The 19,430-nt window shown below is 54.6% G+C and carries 25 protein-coding genes; 12 read left to right on the top strand and 13 right to left on the bottom strand.

What is annotated here, in order from left to right; genetic code table 11:
• Positions 1-71 precede the first annotated feature (71 nt).
• From arcB to mtgA, 3 genes are all read left to right on the top strand, one after another.
• Entirely contained in the window at positions 72-2,405 is a 2,334-nt protein-coding gene (gene arcB, locus L362_RS07000; protein ID WP_023344988.1) for an aerobic respiration two-component sensor histidine kinase ArcB, read from the top strand.
• A gap of 232 nt (positions 2,406-2,637) precedes the next feature.
• Positions 2,638-3,291 carry an isoprenoid biosynthesis glyoxalase ElbB gene (elbB, locus tag L362_RS07005; protein ID WP_032637878.1) on the top strand — a complete coding sequence of 218 codons (654 nt, stop codon included), beginning with the start codon at positions 2,638-2,640 and terminating at the stop codon, positions 3,289-3,291.
• Positions 3,288-4,013 carry a monofunctional biosynthetic peptidoglycan transglycosylase gene (gene mtgA / locus L362_RS07010; RefSeq protein WP_008501440.1) on the top strand — a complete coding sequence of 242 codons (726 nt, stop codon included), beginning with the start codon at positions 3,288-3,290 and terminating at the stop codon, positions 4,011-4,013. The genes elbB and mtgA overlap by 4 nt, the downstream gene beginning before the upstream one ends.
• Before the next feature lie 41 nt (positions 4,014-4,054).
• On the opposite strand, the gene npr is transcribed toward mtgA, so the two are convergent.
• The 11 genes from npr to L362_RS07065 form a co-directional block, all read right to left on the bottom strand.
• Positions 4,055-4,327, bottom strand: a complete 273-nt coding sequence (gene npr, locus L362_RS07015; protein ID WP_003861872.1) for a PTS phosphocarrier protein NPr — start codon at positions 4,325-4,327, stop codon at positions 4,055-4,057.
• The gene (gene rapZ, locus L362_RS07020; RefSeq protein ID WP_008501442.1) at positions 4,324-5,178 is read right to left on the bottom strand and encodes an RNase adapter RapZ; all 855 of its coding nucleotides are present in this window, start codon (positions 5,176-5,178) and stop codon (positions 4,324-4,326) included. The genes npr and rapZ overlap by 4 nt, the downstream gene beginning before the upstream one ends.
• 45 nt (positions 5,179-5,223) lie before the next feature.
• Positions 5,224-5,715, bottom strand: a complete 492-nt coding sequence (gene ptsN, locus L362_RS07025; RefSeq protein WP_008501443.1) for a PTS IIA-like nitrogen regulatory protein PtsN — start codon at positions 5,713-5,715, stop codon at positions 5,224-5,226.
• Between the two features lie 82 nt (positions 5,716-5,797).
• The gene (gene hpf, locus L362_RS07030; RefSeq protein ID WP_023344986.1) at positions 5,798-6,085 is read right to left on the bottom strand and encodes a ribosome hibernation promoting factor; all 288 of its coding nucleotides are present in this window, start codon (positions 6,083-6,085) and stop codon (positions 5,798-5,800) included.
• A 22-nt stretch (positions 6,086-6,107) separates the two neighbouring features.
• Positions 6,108-7,541 carry an RNA polymerase factor sigma-54 gene (gene rpoN, locus L362_RS07035; protein ID WP_008501445.1) on the bottom strand — a complete coding sequence of 478 codons (1,434 nt, stop codon included), beginning with the start codon at positions 7,539-7,541 and terminating at the stop codon, positions 6,108-6,110.
• Positions 7,542-7,588: 47 nt separating this feature from the next.
• On the bottom strand, positions 7,589-8,314 hold the full coding sequence (lptB, locus tag L362_RS07040) for an LPS export ABC transporter ATP-binding protein (protein WP_008501446.1): 726 nt from the start codon (positions 8,312-8,314) through the stop codon (positions 7,589-7,591).
• 6 nt (positions 8,315-8,320) lie between these two features.
• Positions 8,321-8,875 carry a lipopolysaccharide ABC transporter substrate-binding protein LptA gene (gene lptA, locus L362_RS07045; RefSeq protein ID WP_008501447.1) on the bottom strand — a complete coding sequence of 185 codons (555 nt, stop codon included), beginning with the start codon at positions 8,873-8,875 and terminating at the stop codon, positions 8,321-8,323.
• Positions 8,844-9,419 (bottom strand): LPS export ABC transporter periplasmic protein LptC, encoded by a 576-nt coding sequence (gene lptC, locus L362_RS07050; protein WP_021242266.1) that lies wholly within the window; start codon positions 9,417-9,419, stop codon positions 8,844-8,846. The genes lptA and lptC overlap by 32 nt, the downstream gene beginning before the upstream one ends.
• On the bottom strand, positions 9,416-9,982 hold the full coding sequence (gene kdsC / locus L362_RS07055) for a 3-deoxy-manno-octulosonate-8-phosphatase KdsC (RefSeq protein WP_008501449.1): 567 nt from the start codon (positions 9,980-9,982) through the stop codon (positions 9,416-9,418). Before kdsC ends, lptC begins: the two co-directional genes overlap by 4 nt.
• A 14-nt stretch (positions 9,983-9,996) precedes the next feature.
• Positions 9,997-10,983, bottom strand: coding sequence for an arabinose-5-phosphate isomerase KdsD (gene kdsD / locus L362_RS07060; protein WP_023344985.1), 987 nt, complete (start codon positions 10,981-10,983; stop codon positions 9,997-9,999).
• 13 nt (positions 10,984-10,996) lie between these two features.
• Positions 10,997-11,974 (bottom strand): calcium/sodium antiporter, encoded by a 978-nt coding sequence (locus L362_RS07065; RefSeq protein WP_008501451.1) that lies wholly within the window; start codon positions 11,972-11,974, stop codon positions 10,997-10,999.
• 227 nt (positions 11,975-12,201) lie between these two features.
• Between L362_RS07065 and mlaF the strand changes: the two genes are divergently transcribed.
• The 7 genes from mlaF to murA all read left to right on the top strand — a co-directional run bounded on the left by mlaF (position 12,202) and on the right by murA (position 16,995).
• Positions 12,202-13,014 (top strand): phospholipid ABC transporter ATP-binding protein MlaF, encoded by an 813-nt coding sequence (gene mlaF, locus L362_RS07070; RefSeq protein WP_008501452.1) that lies wholly within the window; start codon positions 12,202-12,204, stop codon positions 13,012-13,014.
• 7 nt (positions 13,015-13,021) lie between these two features.
• Positions 13,022-13,804 carry a lipid asymmetry maintenance ABC transporter permease subunit MlaE gene (gene mlaE / locus L362_RS07075; protein ID WP_008501454.1) on the top strand — a complete coding sequence of 261 codons (783 nt, stop codon included), beginning with the start codon at positions 13,022-13,024 and terminating at the stop codon, positions 13,802-13,804.
• A 4-nt stretch (positions 13,805-13,808) separates the two neighbouring features.
• Positions 13,809-14,357 carry an outer membrane lipid asymmetry maintenance protein MlaD gene (gene mlaD / locus L362_RS07080; RefSeq protein ID WP_008501455.1) on the top strand — a complete coding sequence of 183 codons (549 nt, stop codon included), beginning with the start codon at positions 13,809-13,811 and terminating at the stop codon, positions 14,355-14,357.
• A gap of 18 nt (positions 14,358-14,375) precedes the next feature.
• Positions 14,376-15,011 carry a phospholipid-binding protein MlaC gene (gene mlaC, locus L362_RS07085; RefSeq protein WP_008501456.1) on the top strand — a complete coding sequence of 212 codons (636 nt, stop codon included), beginning with the start codon at positions 14,376-14,378 and terminating at the stop codon, positions 15,009-15,011.
• A complete protein-coding gene (gene mlaB, locus L362_RS07090; RefSeq protein WP_021242262.1) occupies positions 15,011-15,304 on the top strand; it encodes a lipid asymmetry maintenance protein MlaB in 294 nt (97 codons plus the stop codon). Before mlaC ends, mlaB begins: the two co-directional genes overlap by 1 nt.
• Before the next feature lie 126 nt (positions 15,305-15,430).
• Positions 15,431-15,685, top strand: a complete 255-nt coding sequence (ibaG, locus tag L362_RS07095) for a BolA family iron metabolism protein IbaG (RefSeq protein ID WP_008501458.1) — start codon at positions 15,431-15,433, stop codon at positions 15,683-15,685.
• A 50-nt stretch (positions 15,686-15,735) separates the two neighbouring features.
• Positions 15,736-16,995, top strand: a complete 1,260-nt coding sequence (gene murA, locus L362_RS07100) for a UDP-N-acetylglucosamine 1-carboxyvinyltransferase (protein WP_008501459.1) — start codon at positions 15,736-15,738, stop codon at positions 16,993-16,995.
• 60 nt (positions 16,996-17,055) lie between these two features.
• Here murA and sfsB read toward each other — a convergent pair whose 3' ends face one another.
• Together sfsB and ispB are read right to left on the bottom strand one after the other, a co-directional pair.
• Positions 17,056-17,343, bottom strand: coding sequence for a DNA-binding transcriptional regulator SfsB (gene sfsB, locus L362_RS07105; RefSeq protein WP_008501460.1), 288 nt, complete (start codon positions 17,341-17,343; stop codon positions 17,056-17,058).
• A 229-nt stretch (positions 17,344-17,572) separates the two neighbouring features.
• Positions 17,573-18,544, bottom strand: a complete 972-nt coding sequence (gene ispB, locus L362_RS07110; RefSeq protein WP_008501461.1) for an octaprenyl diphosphate synthase — start codon at positions 18,542-18,544, stop codon at positions 17,573-17,575.
• Between the two features lie 257 nt (positions 18,545-18,801).
• Between ispB and rplU the strand changes: the two genes are divergently transcribed.
• A complete protein-coding gene (gene rplU, locus L362_RS07115; protein WP_003025032.1) occupies positions 18,802-19,113 on the top strand; it encodes a 50S ribosomal protein L21 in 312 nt (103 codons plus the stop codon).
• Between the two features lie 19 nt (positions 19,114-19,132).
• A complete protein-coding gene (gene rpmA, locus L362_RS07120; protein ID WP_004385076.1) occupies positions 19,133-19,390 on the top strand; it encodes a 50S ribosomal protein L27 in 258 nt (85 codons plus the stop codon).
• Positions 19,391-19,430 lie beyond the last annotated feature (40 nt).

The following is a 19,430-nucleotide window of genomic DNA, read 5'->3' as shown; positions in this document are numbered from 1 at the left end:
TTCTCACAACCTTCAACGTCCCGCCGCGAATTTGAGTATTATTGAGCGATAACGTCGTGAAGGGATCCTCTATGAAGCAAATTCGAATGCTTGCCCAGTATTACGTCGACCTGATGATGAAGCTTGGGCTGGTGCGTTTTTCCATGCTGCTTGCGCTGGCGCTGGTCGTTCTGGCCATTGTCGTGCAAATGGCGGTTACCATGGTTCTGCATGGTCAGGTCGAGAGTATCGACGTCATCCGCTCCATCTTCTTTGGCTTGCTTATTACTCCCTGGGCGGTCTATTTCCTTTCCGTGGTGGTTGAACAGCTGGAAGAGTCCCGCCAGCGTTTGTCTAAGCTGGTGGATAAGCTGGAAGAGATGCGCGAGCGCGACCTGAAGCTCAACGTCCAGCTCAAAGACAACATTGCGCAGCTGAATCAGGAGATTTCAGATCGTGAGAAAGCGGAGGCCGAGCGTCAGGCCACCCTGGAGCAGCTGAAAATCGAAATGAAAGAGCGCGAGGTCACGCAGATCCAGCTTGAGCAGCAATCTTCTTTCCTGCGATCGTTCCTGGATGCGTCGCCGGATCTGGTGTTCTACCGTAATGAAGATAAAGAGTTTTCCGGCTGTAACCGGGCGATGGAGTTGCTCACCGGGAAAAGCGAGAAGCAGCTGATACACCTGAAGCCGCAGGACGTTTACTCTGAAGAGGCGGCGGCCAAGGTCATGGAGACCGACGAAAAAGTCTTCCGTCATAACGTCTCGCTGACCTATGAACAGTGGCTGGATTACCCGGACGGGCGCAAAGCCTGCTTTGAGATCCGTAAGGTACCCTACTATGACCGCGTGGGGAAACGCCACGGCCTGATGGGCTTTGGCCGCGATATTACCGAGCGTAAGCGCTATCAGGATGCCCTGGAGCGCGCCAGCCGCGACAAGACCACCTTTATCTCCACCATCAGCCACGAGCTGCGTACGCCGCTTAACGGCATCGTCGGGTTGAGCCGTATTCTGCTTGATACCGACCTGACCGCAGAGCAGGAAAAATACCTCAAGACTATCCATGTTTCAGCGGTCACGCTGGGTAATATCTTCAACGATATTATTGATATGGATAAGATGGAGCGCCGTAAAGTTCAGCTTGATAACCAGCCTGTGGATTTCACCAGCTTCCTTGCCGATCTGGAAAACCTGTCTGGCCTGCAGGCGCAGCAGAAGGGACTGAGCTTTGTCATGGAGCCAACCCTGCCGCTGCCGCATAAAGTGGTGACGGACGGCACGCGACTGCGCCAGATCCTGTGGAACCTGATCAGCAACGCAGTGAAATTTACCCAGAAAGGAAAGGTGGCGGTGCGTATCCGCTATGACGAAGGTGACATGCTGCACTTCGAGGTTGAAGACTCCGGGATGGGTATTCCGCTGGAGGAGCAGGACAAAATCTTCGCCATGTACTATCAGGTGAAAGACAGCAACGGTGGGAAACCGGCCACCGGTACGGGCATTGGCCTGGCGGTCTCTAAACGTCTGGCGAAGAGTATGGGCGGCGATATCACCGTTGCCAGCCAGCCGGGCAAAGGGTCAACCTTCACGCTGACGGTCCATGCCCCTGCGGTGGCGGAAGAGGTAGAGGATAGCTTTGAAAATGACGATATGCCGCTGCCTGCCCTGCACGTCCTGCTGGTGGAAGATATTGAGCTGAACGTAATTGTGGCGCGCTCTGTGCTGGAAAAACTGGGCAACAGCGTGGATGTCGCGATGACCGGCAAAGCCGCGCTGGAGATGTTTAAACCAGGCGAATACGATCTTGTTCTGCTGGATATTCAATTACCGGATATGACCGGGCTGGATATCTCGCGCGAGTTGACGCGTCAGTACGCGGCCGACGAACTGCCGCCGCTGGTTGCCCTGACGGCGAACGTGCTGAAAGATAAAAAAGAGTATCTCGATGCCGGTATGGACGATGTACTCAGCAAGCCGCTGGCGGTGCCTGCTCTGACCGCTATGATCAAAAAGTTCTGGGATACCCATGATGAAGAGGAGAGCACCATGACGTCTGTTGATAGCGCAAAAGCCCAAACGATACTCGATACCGCGATGCTGGAGCAGTACATCGATCTGGTGGGGCCGAAACTGATTACCGACGGTCTGGCGGTGTTCGAAAAAATGATGCCGGGCTATCTGAGCGTGCTGGAATCCAACCTGACGGCCCGTGACCAGAAGGGGATCGTGGAAGAAGGACATAAAATCAAAGGTGCCGCCGGCTCGGTTGGCTTACGCCATCTGCAGCAGTTGGGGCAACAGATTCAGTCGCCTGATTTACCTGCATGGGAAGATAACGTGGGTGATTGGGTTGAAGAGATGAAACAGGAATGGCAAAACGATGTGGCGGTGCTAAAAGCCTGGGTTGACGCCAGAAAAAAATGACCCCGGATTAACCGGGGTGCGCGAATACTGCGCCAACACCAGGGAAATCGTGGCTGCGCCTGTTTTTAAACGTTATTTTTGAAAGGGCGCTGCCTGAAAAATTTAGGCCGCACGCAGATAAGATAGCAAATCTTAAATGGTTTGTTACATGAATCAGTGAAATGTGTGAAGCATAGCGTTTTAATCAAAATTATTAATGTGCTTCAGCAAGTTGCAGAAAAGGATTGTCATGATGAAAAAGATTGGTGTCGTGCTAAGCGGATGCGGTGTTTACGATGGCTCTGAGATACACGAAGCCGTCATCACGCTGCTGGCCCTGGCTAAGCAGGGAGCCGAGGTGATTTGTTTTGCACCGGACAAAAATCAGGCGGATGTGATTAACCATCTGACCGGTGAGCCAATGGCGGAAACCCGTAACGTGCTGATTGAAGCCGCGCGCATTGCGCGAGGTGTCATCCATCCTCTTATTCAGGCAGACCCTGCAGAGCTTGATGCGCTCATTGTGCCAGGTGGGTTTGGCGCAGCCAAAAATCTCAGTACCTTTGCCGCGCAGGGCGCGGAGTGTCAGATCGATCCTCATCTCAAAGCGCTGTCGCAGGCCATGCATGCGGCAGGGAAACCGCTGGGCTTTATCTGTATCGCACCGGCGATGTTGCCTAAAATTTTTGATTTCCCGCTGCGCGTGACCATCGGGACGGATATTGATACCGCAGAGATTGTCGAAGAAATGGGGGGCGAACACGTTCCGTGCCCGGTGGATGACATTGTGGTTGATGAAGATAACAAGATTGTCACCACGCCTGCGTATATGCTGGCGAAGAATATCGCGGAAGCCGCCGTGGGCATTGAAAAACTGGTCGCCCGCGTGCTGGTGCTGACGGAATGAGGCGTCCGTTTTCCGCAGGCGCATGGGTGAAACGCCTTCTTCTACGCATCGTTCTCGTCATGGCGGTGTTCTGGGGAGGCGGGCTGGCCGTGTTCAGCATTATGCCGGTCCCGTTCTCTGCCGTGATGGTTGAGCGTCAGCTCGGCGCGTGGCTCAGCGGCGATTTCGGCTATGTTGCCCATTCTGACTGGGTAAGCATGGACGAGATCTCTCCGTTCATGGGGCTGGCGGTCATCGCAGCGGAGGATCAGAAATTCCCGGAGCACTGGGGGTTCGACGTTGCGGCCATTGAGAAGGCGCTGGCGCATAATGAACGCCATGAAAACCGCGTGCGCGGCGCGTCAACGTTGTCGCAGCAGACGGCCAAAAATCTGTTTCTGTGGGACGGCCGCAGCTGGGTGCGAAAGGGGCTGGAAGCGGGGCTCACCCTGGGCATGGAAACGGTCTGGAGCAAAAAGCGCATTCTGACCGTGTATCTCAACGTTGCCGAGTTTGGCGACGGGGTATTTGGTGTCGAAGCTGCATCACAACGCTATTTTAATAAACCCGCCAGCAAGCTGAGCATGTCTGAGGCGGCGCTGCTCGCGGCTGTTCTGCCTAATCCCCTCCGCTTTAAAGCCAGTGCCCCCTCAGGGTACGTGCGAAGCCGTCAGGCGTGGATTATGCGCCAGATGCGTCAGTTGGGAGGAGAAGGGTTTATGGAGAGCAACAAACTTATGTAGGGCGGGTAAGCGCAGCGCCACCCGCCTGAAGGGCAGAGACCTTAATCTTCGTCGAACCCCGCGTTAAACAGCGCAATCACCGCCGCCAGCGCTTCCTCTTCCTGGGGGCCGGTGGCTTCGACTTCAATCTGACGCCCTTTGGCGGAATCCAGCATCAGCAGCGCAATGACGCTGTTCGCCTCCGCTTCGGTACCTTCGTCATTCCGCAGCAGAACTTCTGCATCGAAACCCTGCATCAGCTCAAACAGCTTCATCGCCGGGCGCGCATGCATGCCCAGCTTATTGGTAATCTCAACGGTCTGTTTTACGGTCATGTTTTACGTTTTTCCAGCGTGCGATGACGGGACTGAACGTTCTTTCCGCGCGAGCGGAAGTAGTCGGCCAGCTGTTCGGCGATGTAGACCGAACGATGTTTACCGCCGGTACAGCCAATCGCTACCGTCAGATAGCTACGATTGTTTGTCTCCAGCATAGGTAACCATAGCTCAAGGTAGCTTCGCGTCTGGTAGATAAAATTGTGAACTTCTGTGTGCCTGTCGAGGAAAGCAGCGACGGGTTTATCCAGACCGGTCATAGGACGCAGTTTCGGATCCCAGTGCGGGTTCGGCAGGAAGCGCACGTCGAAAACATAATCCGCATCAATCGGGATACCGTGCTTGAAGCCAAAGGATTCGAACACCATTGTCAGTTCGCGCTCGCGTTTGCCCAACAAGCGGGTACGCAGCATTTCCGCCAGCTCGTGAACGGACATCTCAGAGGTGTCGACAATCAGGTCGGCGCGAGAACGCAGCGGCTCCAGCAGATCGCTCTCTTCATCGATTGCGCTCTCCAGGGAGAGGTTCTTACTGGAAAGCGGGTGCAAACGACGGGTGTCGCTGTAGCGGCGGATCAGGGTATTCCGGTCTGCATCGAGGAACAGCAGCTGAGGCGAGAACGTGTCAGGCAGGTTACTCATTGCCTGTTCGAAGATCTCTGGCGATTCCGGCATGTTACGAACGTCGATACTGACGGCGGCCGAGGTCTGTCTCTCCGCAAGCGTACGGGCCAGGTCGGGCAGCAACACGACCGGCAGGTTATCGACGCAGTAAAAACCCATGTCTTCCAGCGCGCGCAGAGCAACGGATTTCCCCGACCCTGAACGACCGCTGACAATCATCAGCACCATGTTCCGTTTCTCCTCAGGACAACAGATGTGAAGGCCATCTCCTGGTTATGCATCATCCTGATTGCCTTCTGCTTCGGTGATAATTTGATAAAGCTCTTCATCACTTTGAGCCGAGCGCAGTCGACGGCAAATGGTTTTATCAGCCAGACGTTTGGCGACCAGCGACAGCGTATGCAGATGGGTTTTCGTCTGGTCAGCAGGCACCAGCAGCGCGAAGAGGAGATCGACGGGCTGGTTATCAATGGCATCAAAGGCGATCGGTGTTTCAAGCTGCACAAACACACCGACGGCACGCAGGGTATCCTCTTCCAGCTTGCCGTGCGGGATTGCGATGCCGTTGCCGATACCGGTACTGCCCATCTTTTCGCGGGTCAGAATCGCTTCGAACACCACCTGCGGCGGCAGGCCCAGCTGTTTTGCGGCCAGTTCACTGATGATTTCCAGCGCACGTTTTTTGCTCTGGCAGTGAACCGCACTGCGGGTACATTCCTGGTTAAGGACATTGCTCAGTTGAAGAGCGGAATCGTTGTTCATCATAATTTCACCTAAGCGCTAACTGTACAAATGGCCTGTTGTGTTTCACAACAGGCCGTCCTGCACCCGTTAACTGCCCGGACAATTAGTGTTGTTTCAGTTTATCTTTGTGTTTATTGAGCTGTCGCGCAAGCTTATCAATCAAGCCGTCGATAGCAGCGTACATGTCTTGCCCTTCCGCACTGGCATGCAGTTCCCCCCCGTTAACATGCAGGGTGGCATCCGAGATATGAGTCACTTTCTCCACTTTCAACACAATGTAGACCTGATTGATCCTTTCGAAATACTGCTCGAGTTTTGCAAACTTCGCGTTCACAAAGTCGCGTAAAGCCACAGTAATTTCGACGTTTTGTCCAGTGATGTTGAGCTGCATAGTGTCTTCCTTATCGGTTGTGTCAGACCAGCTGTTTACGCTGGTTGGACGGCGGAATGGATAAAGACTCTCGATACTTCGCAACAGTACGACGTGCCACCATAATACCCTGATCGGACAGCATGGTGGTTAACTTACTGTCGCTTAGTGGCTTCGCGGGATTCTCCGCGGCGATCAACTTCTTCACCAGAGCACGAATGGCCGTTGACGACGCTTCGCCGCCGCCCTCGGTATTCACATGGCTGGAGAAGAAATACTTAAGCTCAAAAATACCGCGTGGACTGTGCAGATACTTCTGCGTGGTGACACGGGAAATGGTTGATTCATGCATCTCGACGGCCTGGGCGATATCCGCCAGCACCATCGGTTTCATATACTCTTCACCCTGCTCAAAGAACGCCTGCTGCTGTTCGACAATACAGCGGCTGACGCGTAGCAGCGTATCATTTCGGCTCTCCAGACTTTTGATCAGCCATCGCGCTTCCTGCAAATTGCTACGAATATATTGATTGTCGGCGTCGTTACGCACGCTGGTGCACATGGAGGCATACTGCTGGTTGATTTGCAGGCGAGGGATGCTGTCTGAATTCAGTTCAACGACCCAGCGGCCGTTGTGTTTTCTGACCAGCACATCCGGGATCACGTACTCGGGCTCGCTGGTCTGGATCGACTGACCGGGGCGCGGATCGAGCGACTGGATCAGATTCACCGCTTCTTTCAGCACCTCTTCTTTCAGGCGCGTGACGCGCATCAGGGTGCGGAAATCGTGGTTCGCCAGCAGATCCAGATGATCGCTGATGATCGCGCGCGCCTCCTCGAGCCATGGCGTCTCTTTACTGAACTGAGAAAGCTGGATCAGCAGACAGTCGCGCAGATCTTTTGCGGCCACGCCTACCGGATCGAAACGCTGGATGCGCTTCAGAACGGCTTCGACTTCCTCAAGCTCAATCTCGTCGTCGCCCATGCTTTCCAGTATATCGTCGAGGGTGACGGTCAAATAGCCGGTGTCGTCAACGGCATCGACAATGGACGTGGCAATCGCGCGGTCGGTATCGGAGAAGGGGGTGAGTTCCACCTGCCACATCAGGTAATCCTGCAGCGACTGGGTGGTTTCGCCCTGATAGACCGGTAGCTCATCGTCCTGGTAGTCTGCACGCGTACCGGAAGGGGTTCCGGCGGTGTAGATTTCATCCCAGCTGGCATCAAGCGGAAGCTCGTCGGGCATCTCTTTTTGTTCGAGTGCATCCGCGGTATCGAGCGCTTCAGTATCCTGCGATTGCTGGGTATCTACCTCGTCATGAAGATCGGTTTGTTCCAGCAGGGGGTTACTGTCCAGCGCCTGCTGGAGCTCCTGCTGAAGTTCTAACGTGGACAGTTGCAACAGGCGAATTGCCTGCTGTAGCTGCGGCGTCATCGCCAGTTGTTGGCTGAGCCTTAATTGCAAACCTTGCTTCATGTTCAGAGCATTTTTCTCCGGTTCGGCGTTACGTTACCTCTACCCTATCAGAGTCTGAAGTCTTCCCCAAGATAGACGCGCTTAACATGATCGTCTTCGAGGATCTGCTGTGGCGTACCGTGGGCGATCAGATTGCCCTGGCTGACAATATAGGCGCGTTCACACACGGCCAGCGTTTCACGCACGTTGTGGTCGGTGATCAGTACGCCAAGCCCGCTGTCGCGCAGGTGCTCAATGATACGTTTAATGTCGATAACGGAGATGGGGTCAACGCCCGCAAACGGTTCATCCAGAAGGATAAATTTCGGGTTTGCGGCCAGCGCACGCGCAATCTCAACGCGACGGCGTTCGCCCCCGGAGAGTGCCTGACCGAGGCTGTCGCGCAGATGCTCAATGTGGAACTCTTCCATCAGCTCGTTGGCACGATCCTGACGCTGTTCGTTGGTCAGGTCGTTACGAATTTGCAGGACCGCCATCAGGTTGTCGTAAACGCTGAGACGACGGAAAATGGAGGCTTCCTGCGGCAGATAGCCGATCCCGCGACGCGCGCGCGCGTGCAGCGGCAGAAGACTGATGTCTTCATCGTCAATGATAATGTTGCCGGCATCGCGCGGCACAATACCCACCACCATGTAGAAGGTTGTCGTTTTACCCGCACCGTTCGGGCCAAGCAGCCCCACGATTTCGCCGGAGTTGACGGTCAGACTGACATCTTCTACGACACGGCGGCCCTTATAGGCCTTCGCGAGGTTTTTTGCAGTTAATGTTGCCATAACGAATTAGTTACTCTTCTTCTGTGCCGGGGCCTGGCCCTTGCCTTTGTCCTGCAGCTGCGACGGAACCAGTACGGTGGTCACGCGTTTGCCTTTCTCGCTGGAGGCCTGCATTTTTTGCTCTTTAACCAGATAGGTAATCTGGTCGCCGGTAATGTTGCTGTCCAGCTGTTCCAGATACGCATTCCCGGTCAGGATGACCAGATCCTTCGCCAGCTCATAGTGCATGTGCGTAGCGCGGCCTTTCACCGGCTTGCCGTTGTCCTGCATTTGATAGAAGGTTGCCGGGTTGCCGTAACCATCAATAATCTCTTTGCCCTGCTCGCCACCCGGACGGGTCACGACCACTTTGTCGGCGTTGATTTTGATGGTGCCCTGGGTCATGACGACGTTACCCGTGAAGGTGACGACGTTACCCTGCATATCGAGAGACTGGGTGTCGGACTCAATATGGATCGGCTGGTCGGTATCGCCCGTTACAGCAAGCGCGGGGAGACTGGCCGCCAGCATCGCGCTGGCGATAATTACTTTAAGGCTGAGTTTGTTTGTTTTGAATTTCATAGGAGGTTCTAACCTTTTCAATCAGCTCGGCGTTCTTGCTGCGTAAGTTCCCGCGCATTCTTAAACCGCTGGAATTAAATGTTGTGCCATACAGTGTGACCAGATCCTGCGACGTCACGTCCTGGGTTACCAGGTTGATCTGGGCATTATCCGTCGTAATTTTTCGCAGTTGCGAGTCAGCGGTCAGGGCGTTGACTTCAACGTGGCCATACAGATAAAGCATACGGTCATTTGTCAGTTTGGCCCGATCTGACTTAATTGACCACGTCGGCACTTTGTCTTTATCAAATGTGGTCATCACAGGTTGGGTAAACCATGAAACGCCATCATCGGAAAAATATTCAACATGCTGGGCAATCAGGCGATAGTTCAGCGCGCCTTCCGGGCTGTAGACCACGGTGTCGCTGTGATCGCTTTTATAGGTTGGATCGGTATTGTTGATCACTTCCGTTTGCGTATCGTCGCGATCGGCAAGGTTCACGCCAATCAATACCAGTGCGACAAGCGAAAGCAAAATGATAATCCAACGTCTGGTTTTACTCATATCGATTGCCCTTTGGCCTCATCAAGCTTGCCCTGCGCCAGCAGAAGCAGATCGCAGACTTCACGGACAGCGCCGCGGCCACCGTTGATGTGGGTAACGTAGTCGGCGCGCGGGATCAGCAGCGGATGCGCATCGGCAACGGCGATGCTCAGCCCAACTTCAGCCATCACCGGCCAGTCAATCAGGTCGTCCCCGACGTAGGCCACGTTTTCCGGTGCGATAGCCAGTTTACCCAGTAAATCATTGAACGCCGCCATCTTATCGGATTGACCCTGATACAGATGGGTAATACCTAAAGTTTCACAGCGGTCTTCTACCAGTTTAGCGTTTCGTCCGGTGATGATCGCCACCTCAATCCCCGAGGTGAGCGCACAGCGGATACCGTAGCCGTCGCGAACGTTAAACGCCTTCAGCTCTTCACCATTATTGCCCATGTAAATCAGGCCGTCGGAGAGAACCCCATCCACATCGAGGATGAGCAGACGAATGTTTTCCGCCTTTGCCATCATCTGGGTACTGACCGGACCATAACAGGTTGCAAGGGATGCACCCGCATTACTCATTGTCTTATCCTTCATTACACTACGCCTGCGCGCAGCAGATCATGCATATGTACCACACCCAGCAACTGGTCGCCATCGGCAACCATAACGGAGGTGATATGGCGGGACTGCATCAGGTTCAGCACATCCACGGCCAGCGTACCCGGACGCACGCGGATACCGCCCGGCGTCATCACGTCGGCAATGCCGAGCGTGCGGACATCGACACCCATGTCGAACACGCGACGCAGGTCGCCATCGGTGAAGATCCCCTGAATTTTCATCAGACCGTCGCACACGACCGTCATCCCCAAATTCTTACGGGTGATTTCCAGCAGCGCATCACGCAGGGAGGCTTCTTTACTGACGTGAGGGATCTCATCCCCGGTGTGCATAATATCGTTTACCCGCAGCAGGAGCTTGCGCCCCAGCGCGCCGCCCGGGTGGGAAAGCGCGAAATCTTCCGGCGTAAAGCCACGGGCTTCAAGCAGCGCCACGGCAAGCGCATCGCCCATGACCAGTGCAGCGGTGGTGCTGGAGGTCGGCGCCAGACCGAGCGGACAGGCCTCCTTAGGAACCTTCACGCACAGGTGAATATCGGCTGCACGCGCCATGCTGCTTTCCGGACGGCTGGTCATGCAAATCAGCGGCACCTGCAGTCGCTTCAGAACCGGGATGAGCGCCAGGATTTCATTGGACTCACCGGAGTTGGAGAGCGCGATGACGATATCCTGCGGCGTGACCATACCCAGGTCCCCGTGCGCGGCTTCCCCCGGGTGGACAAAGAAGGACGAGGTGCCGGTACTGGCAAAGGTTGCCGCCATTTTGCGTCCAATGTGGCCGGACTTGCCCATCCCCATCACCACGACTTTGCCGGCGCAGTAGAATATCTTCTCACATGCCAGACTAAAATCCTGATTAATGTACTGATCTAACTGCGCCAGACCTTCACGTTCAATCTCCAGAACGTCTTTGCCTGCTTTCTGAAAGTCAAAACCCGGCTGCAATTCTATTTGCGACATAATGCGTTTCCGTTTACCCAGAGAGAAGAGGCGAGAGCCAGTACAGCATCGCCATCCATACGATAAATCCACCCGTCAGCAGCGCGCCTGCGCCTTTGCCGATCTGTCGTTGCCGCCGCCAGCAGAGCAGGGCAAAAATCACGCTGACCAGCAACATCACGCCGTAATCACGTGAGAACGCCAGAGGATTAAAGGGCCCTGGCGAAATCAGGGCCGGCAGTCCCATCACAATGGCGATATTAAAAATGTTAGAACCGATGATATTACCAATGGCAATGTCATCCTCACCTTTACGTGCACCCGCAATGGCGGTGGCCAGCTCCGGCAGGCTGGTGCCGATGGCAATCACCGTCAGGCCTATAGTCAGCTCGCTGATGGCAAAATAGTTCGCCAGCACCGTCGCGTTATCCACGACCATGCGCGTTGCCATCGGCATGATGATCAGCGCGACGCCCAGCCAGAGCAGGGCAACAGGCAGCGTGCCTTCTCGCGGAAGCTCGGCGACCTGCTCGCGCGTGAGGCTATCCTGACCCTGCTTTTCAGCCAGACGGGCGATCTTAACACTATACAGCAGCCAAATAACGGCCAGCGCCAGCAGGAAAATGCCGTCGCTGTAGCTCAGTACGCCATCGTAAAATACGCACCCTGCCAGCAGGCTTACGAGTAACATTAGCGGCAATTCACGGCGCAGAACATCAGAATGCACGCGAAAAGGATGGAGCAGCGCGGCCAGGCCTAAAATCAATAAAATATTGACGATGTTAGAGCCAATGGCGGTGCCGACTGCCAAGTCTACCTGACCATGCAGCGAGGCGGAGACAGAGACGATGATTTCAGGAAGCGACGTTCCTACGCTGACCACGGTCATGCCGATGACAACAGGCGGTACGCCACTCAGGCGACACAGGATAGATGCAGCAAACACTAAACGGTCAGCACTGTAGACCACCAACAGTAAACCAATTATTAACAGTGCTGTTGCTAAAAGCATCAAAAGTCCTTTCTTCAGGTATACTCGTCGGTCCATTGCTCGGGAATGGCTGGACTGCATACAGTCTGAGGCGTAACGAATTCCTAATTTTGACTTTATGCGCCGGAAAAGTAAAACAAATGCCAGCTTTCGCTAACCTCTACGGTTATTATTCTGTAAAAATGCGGAGTTTAGGGCTGATTCAGGCTACATGCCTTAACGTGAGCAGGATAAGAAAGGAACCATAAATGAGCCAAACCATGGCGAATTTAGTCGATGTCCGCGGTGTGAGTTTTTCTCGCGCCAACAGATTGATATTTGATGATATTTCGTTGACCGTGCCGCGTGGCAAAATTACTGCCATCATGGGGCCGTCCGGGATCGGTAAAACGACCCTGCTCCGCCTTATCGGTGGGCAGATCCCACCGGATAGCGGTGAAATCCTCTTTGATGGCGAAAACATCCCGGAGATGTCGCGCTCGCGCCTGTATACTGTTCGCAAACGCATGAGCATGCTCTTTCAGTCGGGGGCTTTGTTCACCGACATGAACGTCTTTGATAACGTTGCCTATCCGCTGCGCGAGCATACCAGCCTGCCGCCTGCGCTGCTGAAAAGCACGGTGATGATGAAGCTAGAAGCCGTCGGGCTGCGGGGCGCCGCGAAGCTGATGCCTTCGGAGCTGTCCGGCGGGATGGCGCGTCGTGCCGCGCTGGCGCGAGCCATCGCATTAGAACCTGATTTAATCATGTTCGACGAACCGTTTGTCGGGCAGGATCCCATCACGATGGGCGTGCTGGTGAAGCTCATCTCTGAGCTGAACAGCGCGCTTGGCGTCACCTGCATTGTGGTGTCTCACGATGTACCTGAAGTGTTGAGCATTGCCGATTACGCCTACATCGTAGCGGACAAAAAGATCGTCGCACACGGTAGCGCCCAGGCGCTGCAGGAAAATTGCGATCCGCGCGTGCGGCAGTTCCTCGACGGTATTGCCGATGGCCCTGTGCCGTTCCGCTACCCGGCGGGCGACTATCGTGACGATTTACTGGGAATAGGGAGTTAAGCCACTCATGCTGTTAAATGCGTTGGCCGCTCTCGGACACCGTGGCATAAAAACCATCAGGACGTTCGGGCGTGCCGGATTGATGTTATTCAACGCGCTGGTCGGCAAGCCGGAATTCCGCAAGCACGCGCCGCTATTGGTGCGTCAGCTTTATAACGTCGGCGTGCTGTCGATGCTCATCATCATTGTCTCCGGTCTGTTTATCGGTATGGTGCTGGGTCTGCAGGGCTACCTGGTGCTGACAACCTACAGTGCGGAAACCAGCCTCGGGATGCTGGTGGCGCTCTCGCTGCTGCGTGAACTGGGGCCCGTTGTGGCGGCGCTGCTTTTCGCCGGGCGCGCGGGGTCGGCCTTAACGGCTGAAATTGGCCTGATGCGCGCGACCGAGCAGCTCTCCAGCATGGAGATGATGGCGGTCGATCCGCTGCGTCGCGTGATCTCGCCGCGTTTCTGGGCCGGGGTCATCTCTTTACCGCTGCTGACGATTCTGTTTGTCGCCGTGGGGATCTGGGGCGGTTCGCTGGTTGGAGTGCACTGGAAAGGCATTGATGCCGGTTTCTTCTGGTCTGCCATGCAGGACGCCATTGATCTGCGAATGGATCTGATTAACTGCCTGATTAAGAGCGTGGTATTTGCCATTACGGTCACCTGGATTGCATTGTTCAATGGTTACGATGCCATCCCGACGTCGGCGGGCATTAGCCGCGCAACTACACGTACAGTCGTTCATTCGTCGCTGGCCGTACTGGGTCTGGATTTTGTGCTCACCGCACTGATGTTTGGGAATTGAGTTCATGCAAACGAGAAAAAATGAAATTTGGGTCGGTGTATTCCTGCTGCTGGCGCTGCTGGCCGCGCTGTTTATCTGCCTGAGAGCGGCGGATATCACGTCTGTGCGCACCGAGCCGACGTATCGCATCTATGCCACCTTCGATAACATCGGCGGGCTGAAGGCGCGTTCACCGGTCCGTATTGGCGGCGTGGTGATCGGACGCGTATCTGACATTACGCTGGATGAGAAGACCTATCTGCCACGTGTCGCGATGGATATCGAAGAGCGTTACAACCACATTCCGGACACCAGCTCCCTTTCTATCCGGACTTCCGGTCTGCTGGGCGAACAATATCTGGCGCTTAACGTCGGTTTTGAAGACCCCGAGCTGGGAACGACTATCCTTAAGGACGGGAGCGTGATCCAGGACACCAAGTCCGCCATGGTGCTGGAAGATATGATTGGTCAGTTCCTTTACAACAGTAAAGGGGATGATAAAAAGTCTGACAATGCCCCTGCGCAGAGTGAAGACCATACCAATGCTGCGCCGACCCCAGGTGCTGCGAATTAATATCAGGAGAAGTCATTCATGTTTAAACGACTGTTAATGGTTGCCATGCTGGTTATTGCCCCTCTCACCGCGGTGCACGCGGCGGATCAGAGTAACCCGTACAAACTGATGGACGAAGCCGCGAAGAAAACCTTCGATCGTCTTAAAAACGAGCAGCCTAAGATTCGTGCTAATCCTGATTACCTGCGTGACGTGGTTGACCAGGAGCTGCTGCCGTACGTGCAGATCAAATATGCGGGAGCCCTGGTGCTGGGCCGCTATTACAAAGACGCAACCCCGGCTCAGCGTGATGCCTATTTTGCCGCTTTCCGTGAATACCTGAAGCAGGCGTATGGTCAGGCGCTGGCGATGTACCACGGTCAGACCTATCAGATCGCCCCGGAGCAGCCGCTGGGTGATGCGACCATCGTCCCTATTCGCGTAACGATCAACGATCCTAACGGTCGTCCGCCGGTGCGTCTGGATTTCCAGTGGCGTAAAAACAGCCAGACCGGCCACTGGCAGGCGTATGACATGATCGCCGAAGGCGTAAGCATGATCACCACCAAACAGAACGAGTGGAGCGACCTGCTGCGCACCAAGGGGATTGATGGCCTGACCGCGCAGCTGCAGTCCATCGCTCGTCAGAAAATTAGTCTGGACGAGAAGAAGTAATGTCACAGCAACTCAGCTGGTCGCGTGAAGGCGAGACATTAAAGCTGTCCGGTGAGCTGGATCAGGATCTGCTGAACCCCTTATGGGATAAACGCCATGAGGCCATGCAGGGCGTGACGGTTATTGACTTAACCGACGTCACGCGGGTAGATACGGCAGGCGTTGCGCTGCTTGCCCATCTGGTTGCGGTAGGGAAAAAGCAGGGGGCGAGCGTCACGCTTCGCGGCGCGAGCGAGAATGTCGTGACTCTGGCGCAGCTCTACAATCTGCCTCAGGACGTACTGCCTCGTTAATATTTTCAGTGCGTTACTTCCGAAAGCCCTGACAGTTTCATCGTCGGGGCTTTTTGCTTGTTTAAGACGACGCCACTTTGCTCTAAGATGTTGGGCTTGTTTTCACTATCAGATGATTAAGAGCCCATGGAAAATCATGAAATCCAGACAGTGCTGATGAATGCACTCTCCCTTCAGGAAGCCCACGTCACAGGCGATGGCAGTCACTTCCAGGTTATTGCTGTGGGTGAGATGTTCGACGGTATGAGCCGTGTGAAGAAACAGCAGGCTGTGTACGCGCCGCTGATGGAATATATTGCGGATAACCGCATCCACGCCCTGTCGATTAAAGCGTTCACCCCGCAAGAGTGGGCACGCGATCGCAAACTAAACGGTTTTTGAGCTGAGGGCGACAGGCCCGCAGCACGGTTGAATTTATAAGAGAGCACACCATGGATAAATTTCGTGTACAGGGGCCAACGCGTCTCCAGGGCGAAGTCACAATTTCTGGCGCGAAAAACGCCGCGCTGCCCATCCTCTTTGCTGCACTGCTCGCGGAAGAGCCGGTAGAGATTCAGAACGTACCGAAGCTGAAAGATATCGACACCACCATGAAGCTGCTCACCCAGTTGGGCACGAAAGTCGAGCGTAACGGTTCCGTCTGGATCGACGCCAGCAAGGTGAATAACTTCTCTGCCCCTTACGATCTGGTGAAAACCATGCGTGCTTCCATCTGGGCGCTTGGCCCGCTGGTGGCGCGTTTCGGTCAGGGTCAGGTTTCGCTGCCGGGCGGTTGCGCTATCGGTGCGCGTCCGGTTGACCTGCACATCTTTGGCCTGGAAAAACTGGGCGCAGAGATCAAGCTGGAAGAAGGCTACGTTAAAGCGTCCGTCAATGGTCGTCTGAAAGGCGCGCACATTGTTATGGACAAAGTGAGCGTGGGTGCAACGGTGACCATTATGTCTGCGGCAACGCTGGCAGAAGGGACCACGATCATCGAAAACGCCGCGCGTGAACCGGAGATTGTGGATACTGCCAACTTCCTCGTGGCGCTGGGTGCGAAGATCTCCGGTCAGGGTACCGACCGCATCACCATCGAAGGCGTTGAGCGTCTGGGCGGGGGTGTCTATCGCGTACTGCCGGACCGTATCGAAACCGGTACCTTCCTGATCGCTGCTGCGATCTCTGGCGGGAAAATTGTTTGTCGCAACGCGCAGCCAGATACCCTGGATGCGGTGCTGGCGAAACTACGCGATGCGGGCGCGGATATCGAAATCGGTGAAGACTGGATCAGCCTTGATATGCATGGACAGCGTCCAAAAGCGGTCAATGTGCGTACGGCACCGCATCCGGCCTTCCCAACTGACATGCAGGCACAGTTCACCTTGTTGAACCTGGTCGCCGAAGGGACCGGCTTTATCACGGAAACCATTTTCGAGAACCGCTTTATGCACGTACCGGAGCTGATCCGTATGGGGGCACGTGCCGAGATCGAAAGTAATACCGTGATTTGCCACGGCGTTGAGAAACTGTCCGGTGCTCAGGTGATGGCAACCGATCTGCGTGCGTCTGCCAGCCTGGTATTGGCGGGTTGTATCGCGGAAGGCACAACGATCGTGGATCGTATTTATCACATCGATCGTGGCTATGAGCGTATCGAAGATAAACTGCGCGCGCTGGGTGCCAATATCGAGCGTGTGAAGGGCGAGTAATCGTTCCGGCAGCCCCCTGCCAGAAATGACCGGGGGGTTGCTGTTCCTGTCAAAAAAAACTTATTCCTGCGATTCTTTTTTTACTTTTCTCTGGCGAATCATGCGCGATCTGTCGATAAATTCATGGGTGACAGGATCGTGGTAGCGCGAAGGCCAAATCACCCACGGATGCGTGTCCAGCGCCGTTGCGATAATTAATTCTCCTTTTGGCCAGGGGCGGGTGAGGGCGTTTGCCAGAGTTGAAGAACTCAGTCCATGGCGGCGGGACTCTGCTGCCAGTGAAGTGCCTTTTTTGCGCAGTGCGGCAATAATATCAGCCGTGTGCCAGTCGATAAATTTCGTATCCATAACGCCGTCCTTAAGTTCGGATTCACCTACGCCGTTTCTTCTGAAACGACGGGTTTACTATACCCATTTCGAACTCTTGTTCTAAAAAGTTCGCGTTACTTGAAGGAATATTCAGAATAAGACATGGCTTTATTCATGCGGTCTCTAAACCGATGAATTTACATGAACGCGGAATTTACTGGTGTGTACTGGAATCTCCCCGCCAGGATCGCGGGGAGAAAAAGGGAGATTAACGGTCGCGCTGAACGGCGATGTGGGCAAGGCCAATCAGTGCCTCGCGCCATGGGCTGTCTGGAATGACCTGAAGGGCCTCGATGGCCTTGTCGGCTTCTTCTTCTGCACGCTGACGCGTCCATTCGAGCGATCCGCAGATTGCCATGGTTTCCAGTACAGGTTCCAGAAGATGGCGGCCATTTCCCTGCTCAATCGCTTCACGGATCATCTTCGCCTGGTCGGCCGTTCCGTTACGCATGGCGTGGAGCAGCGGCAGGGTCGGTTTGCCTTCGTTCAGGTCATCGCCAACGTTTTTGCCGAGCGTCTCGCCGTCCGCACTGTAGTCCAGCAGATCGTCAATCAGCTGGAAGGCTGTGCCCAGATAGCGGCCATAGTCCTGCAGGCCTTTTTCCTGCGCTTCGGTACAGCCCGCCAAAATGCCGGAACACTGGGCCGCCGCTTCAAACAGGCGCGCGGTTTTGCTGTAGATGACGCGCATGTAGTTTTCTTCGGTGATGTCCGGGTCGTTGACGTTCATCAGCTGCAGCACTTCGCCTTCAGCGATGACGTTAACGGCTTCGGACATCACTTCCAGCACTTTCAGGGAACCCAGGCTGGTCATCATCTGGAAGGCGCGGGTATAGATAAAATCCCCCACCAGGACGCTGGCTGCGTTCCCGAACGCGGCGTTAGCCGTGGCTTTGCCACGACGCATATCCGATTCATCCACCACATCGTCGTGCAGAAGCGTCGCCGTGTGGATAAATTCGATGAGCGCGGCGATAGTGATGTGGGCATTTCCCTGATAGCCAACGGCTCTGGCAGCCAGAATAGCAATCATCGGACGAATGCGTTTACCGCCGCCGCTGACAATGTAATAGCCCAACTGATTGATCAGCTGAACGTCAGAGTTGAGTTGCTCCAGGATTGCTGCATTCACACCCGCCATATCTTGCGCGGTTAACTCGTTGATTTTTTCTAAATTCATCGCAAAAGCCGGGCTTTTTATCCTGTTGATCCCATCTTCAATGGGGTAACGAAGGGTTTCGGTTTATCAATAGTAGTGCTGATTGTACTGAAAAAACGGCTCAGATAAACGTTACCGTACGTGTTGTGTTTTTTTTCTTCATGTATTGACGGTAGCACTTGTCAAAGGCTCGCGTTTTGCGTAATATTCGCGCCCTATTGTGAATATTTATAGCGCACTCTGATTCATACGAGGACGTGCGCGGAAGCGGAGTTTATATGTACGCGGTTTTCCAAAGTGGTGGTAAACAACACCGAGTAAGCGAAGGTCAGACCGTTCGCCTGGAAAAGCTGGACATCGCAACTGGCGAATCTGTTGAGTTCGCAGAAGTTCTGATGATCGCAAACGGTGAAGAAGTCAAAATCGGCGTTCCTTTCGTTGATGGCGGCGTTATCAAAGCTGAAGTTGTTGCACACGGTCGTGGCGAGAAAGTTAAAATCGTTAAGTTTCGTCGTCGTAAGCACTACCGTAAGCAGCAGGGCCACCGTCAGTGGTTCACTGATGTGAAAATTACTGGCATCAGCGCCTAAGACCTGAGGAGAGATTTAAATGGCACATAAAAAGGCTGGCGGCTCCACACGTAACGGTCGCGATTCAGAAGCTAAACGCCTGGGCGTTAAGCGTTTCGGTGGCGAATCCGTTCTGGCGGGTAGCATCATCGTTCGTCAACGTGGTACCAAATTCCACGCTGGCAACAACGTAGGTTGCGGTCGTGACCACACTCTGTTTGCTAAAGCAGACGGTAAAGTGAAATTTGAAGTTAAAGGCCCGAACAACCGTAAATACATCAGCATCGTTGCTGAGTAAGGTTTTCTCGGTCCGGTAACGGATTAAAGCCCCGCAACCT

Origin of the sequence: Enterobacter sp. MGH 16 (assembly GCF_000493175.1) — a bacterium.
GTDB lineage: Bacteria > Pseudomonadota > Gammaproteobacteria > Enterobacterales > Enterobacteriaceae > Enterobacter > Enterobacter roggenkampii.
This window is presented reverse-complemented; position numbering and strand designations above follow the sequence as displayed.

What these genes read in the sequence shown, in the direction of transcription:
- lptC (WP_021242266.1), bottom strand. Translation starts at nt 9,419, where the DNA reads ATGAGTAAAACCAGACGTTGGATTATCATTTTGCTTTCGCTTGTCGCA.
- lptA (WP_008501447.1), bottom strand. Translation starts at nt 8,875, where the DNA reads ATGAAATTCAAAACAAACAAACTCAGCCTTAAAGTAATTATCGCCAGC.
- murA (WP_008501459.1), top strand. Translation starts at nt 15,736, where the DNA reads ATGGATAAATTTCGTGTACAGGGGCCAACGCGTCTCCAGGGCGAAGTC.
- ispB (WP_008501461.1), bottom strand. Translation starts at nt 18,544, where the DNA reads ATGAATTTAGAAAAAATCAACGAGTTAACCGCGCAAGATATGGCGGGT.
- elbB (WP_032637878.1), top strand. Translation starts at nt 2,638, where the DNA reads ATGAAAAAGATTGGTGTCGTGCTAAGCGGATGCGGTGTTTACGATGGC.
- ibaG (WP_008501458.1), top strand. Translation starts at nt 15,431, where the DNA reads ATGGAAAATCATGAAATCCAGACAGTGCTGATGAATGCACTCTCCCTT.
- mtgA (WP_008501440.1), top strand. Translation starts at nt 3,288, where the DNA reads ATGAGGCGTCCGTTTTCCGCAGGCGCATGGGTGAAACGCCTTCTTCTA.
- ptsN (WP_008501443.1), bottom strand. Translation starts at nt 5,715, where the DNA reads ATGATGAACAACGATTCCGCTCTTCAACTGAGCAATGTCCTTAACCAG.
- hpf (WP_023344986.1), bottom strand. Translation starts at nt 6,085, where the DNA reads ATGCAGCTCAACATCACTGGACAAAACGTCGAAATTACTGTGGCTTTA.
- rpmA (WP_004385076.1), top strand. Translation starts at nt 19,133, where the DNA reads ATGGCACATAAAAAGGCTGGCGGCTCCACACGTAACGGTCGCGATTCA.
- mlaF (WP_008501452.1), top strand. Translation starts at nt 12,202, where the DNA reads ATGAGCCAAACCATGGCGAATTTAGTCGATGTCCGCGGTGTGAGTTTT.
- lptB (WP_008501446.1), bottom strand. Translation starts at nt 8,314, where the DNA reads ATGGCAACATTAACTGCAAAAAACCTCGCGAAGGCCTATAAGGGCCGC.
- kdsD (WP_023344985.1), bottom strand. Translation starts at nt 10,983, where the DNA reads ATGTCGCAAATAGAATTGCAGCCGGGTTTTGACTTTCAGAAAGCAGGC.
- mlaC (WP_008501456.1), top strand. Translation starts at nt 14,376, where the DNA reads ATGTTTAAACGACTGTTAATGGTTGCCATGCTGGTTATTGCCCCTCTC.
- mlaE (WP_008501454.1), top strand. Translation starts at nt 13,022, where the DNA reads ATGCTGTTAAATGCGTTGGCCGCTCTCGGACACCGTGGCATAAAAACC.
- arcB (WP_023344988.1), top strand. Translation starts at nt 72, where the DNA reads ATGAAGCAAATTCGAATGCTTGCCCAGTATTACGTCGACCTGATGATG.
- rpoN (WP_008501445.1), bottom strand. Translation starts at nt 7,541, where the DNA reads ATGAAGCAAGGTTTGCAATTAAGGCTCAGCCAACAACTGGCGATGACG.
- mlaB (WP_021242262.1), top strand. Translation starts at nt 15,011, where the DNA reads ATGTCACAGCAACTCAGCTGGTCGCGTGAAGGCGAGACATTAAAGCTG.
- rplU (WP_003025032.1), top strand. Translation starts at nt 18,802, where the DNA reads ATGTACGCGGTTTTCCAAAGTGGTGGTAAACAACACCGAGTAAGCGAA.
- npr (WP_003861872.1), bottom strand. Translation starts at nt 4,327, where the DNA reads ATGACCGTAAAACAGACCGTTGAGATTACCAATAAGCTGGGCATGCAT.
- mlaD (WP_008501455.1), top strand. Translation starts at nt 13,809, where the DNA reads ATGCAAACGAGAAAAAATGAAATTTGGGTCGGTGTATTCCTGCTGCTG.
- sfsB (WP_008501460.1), bottom strand. Translation starts at nt 17,343, where the DNA reads ATGGATACGAAATTTATCGACTGGCACACGGCTGATATTATTGCCGCA.
- rapZ (WP_008501442.1), bottom strand. Translation starts at nt 5,178, where the DNA reads ATGGTGCTGATGATTGTCAGCGGTCGTTCAGGGTCGGGGAAATCCGTT.
- kdsC (WP_008501449.1), bottom strand. Translation starts at nt 9,982, where the DNA reads ATGAGTAATGCGGGTGCATCCCTTGCAACCTGTTATGGTCCGGTCAGT.
- L362_RS07065 (WP_008501451.1), bottom strand. Translation starts at nt 11,974, where the DNA reads ATGCTTTTAGCAACAGCACTGTTAATAATTGGTTTACTGTTGGTGGTC.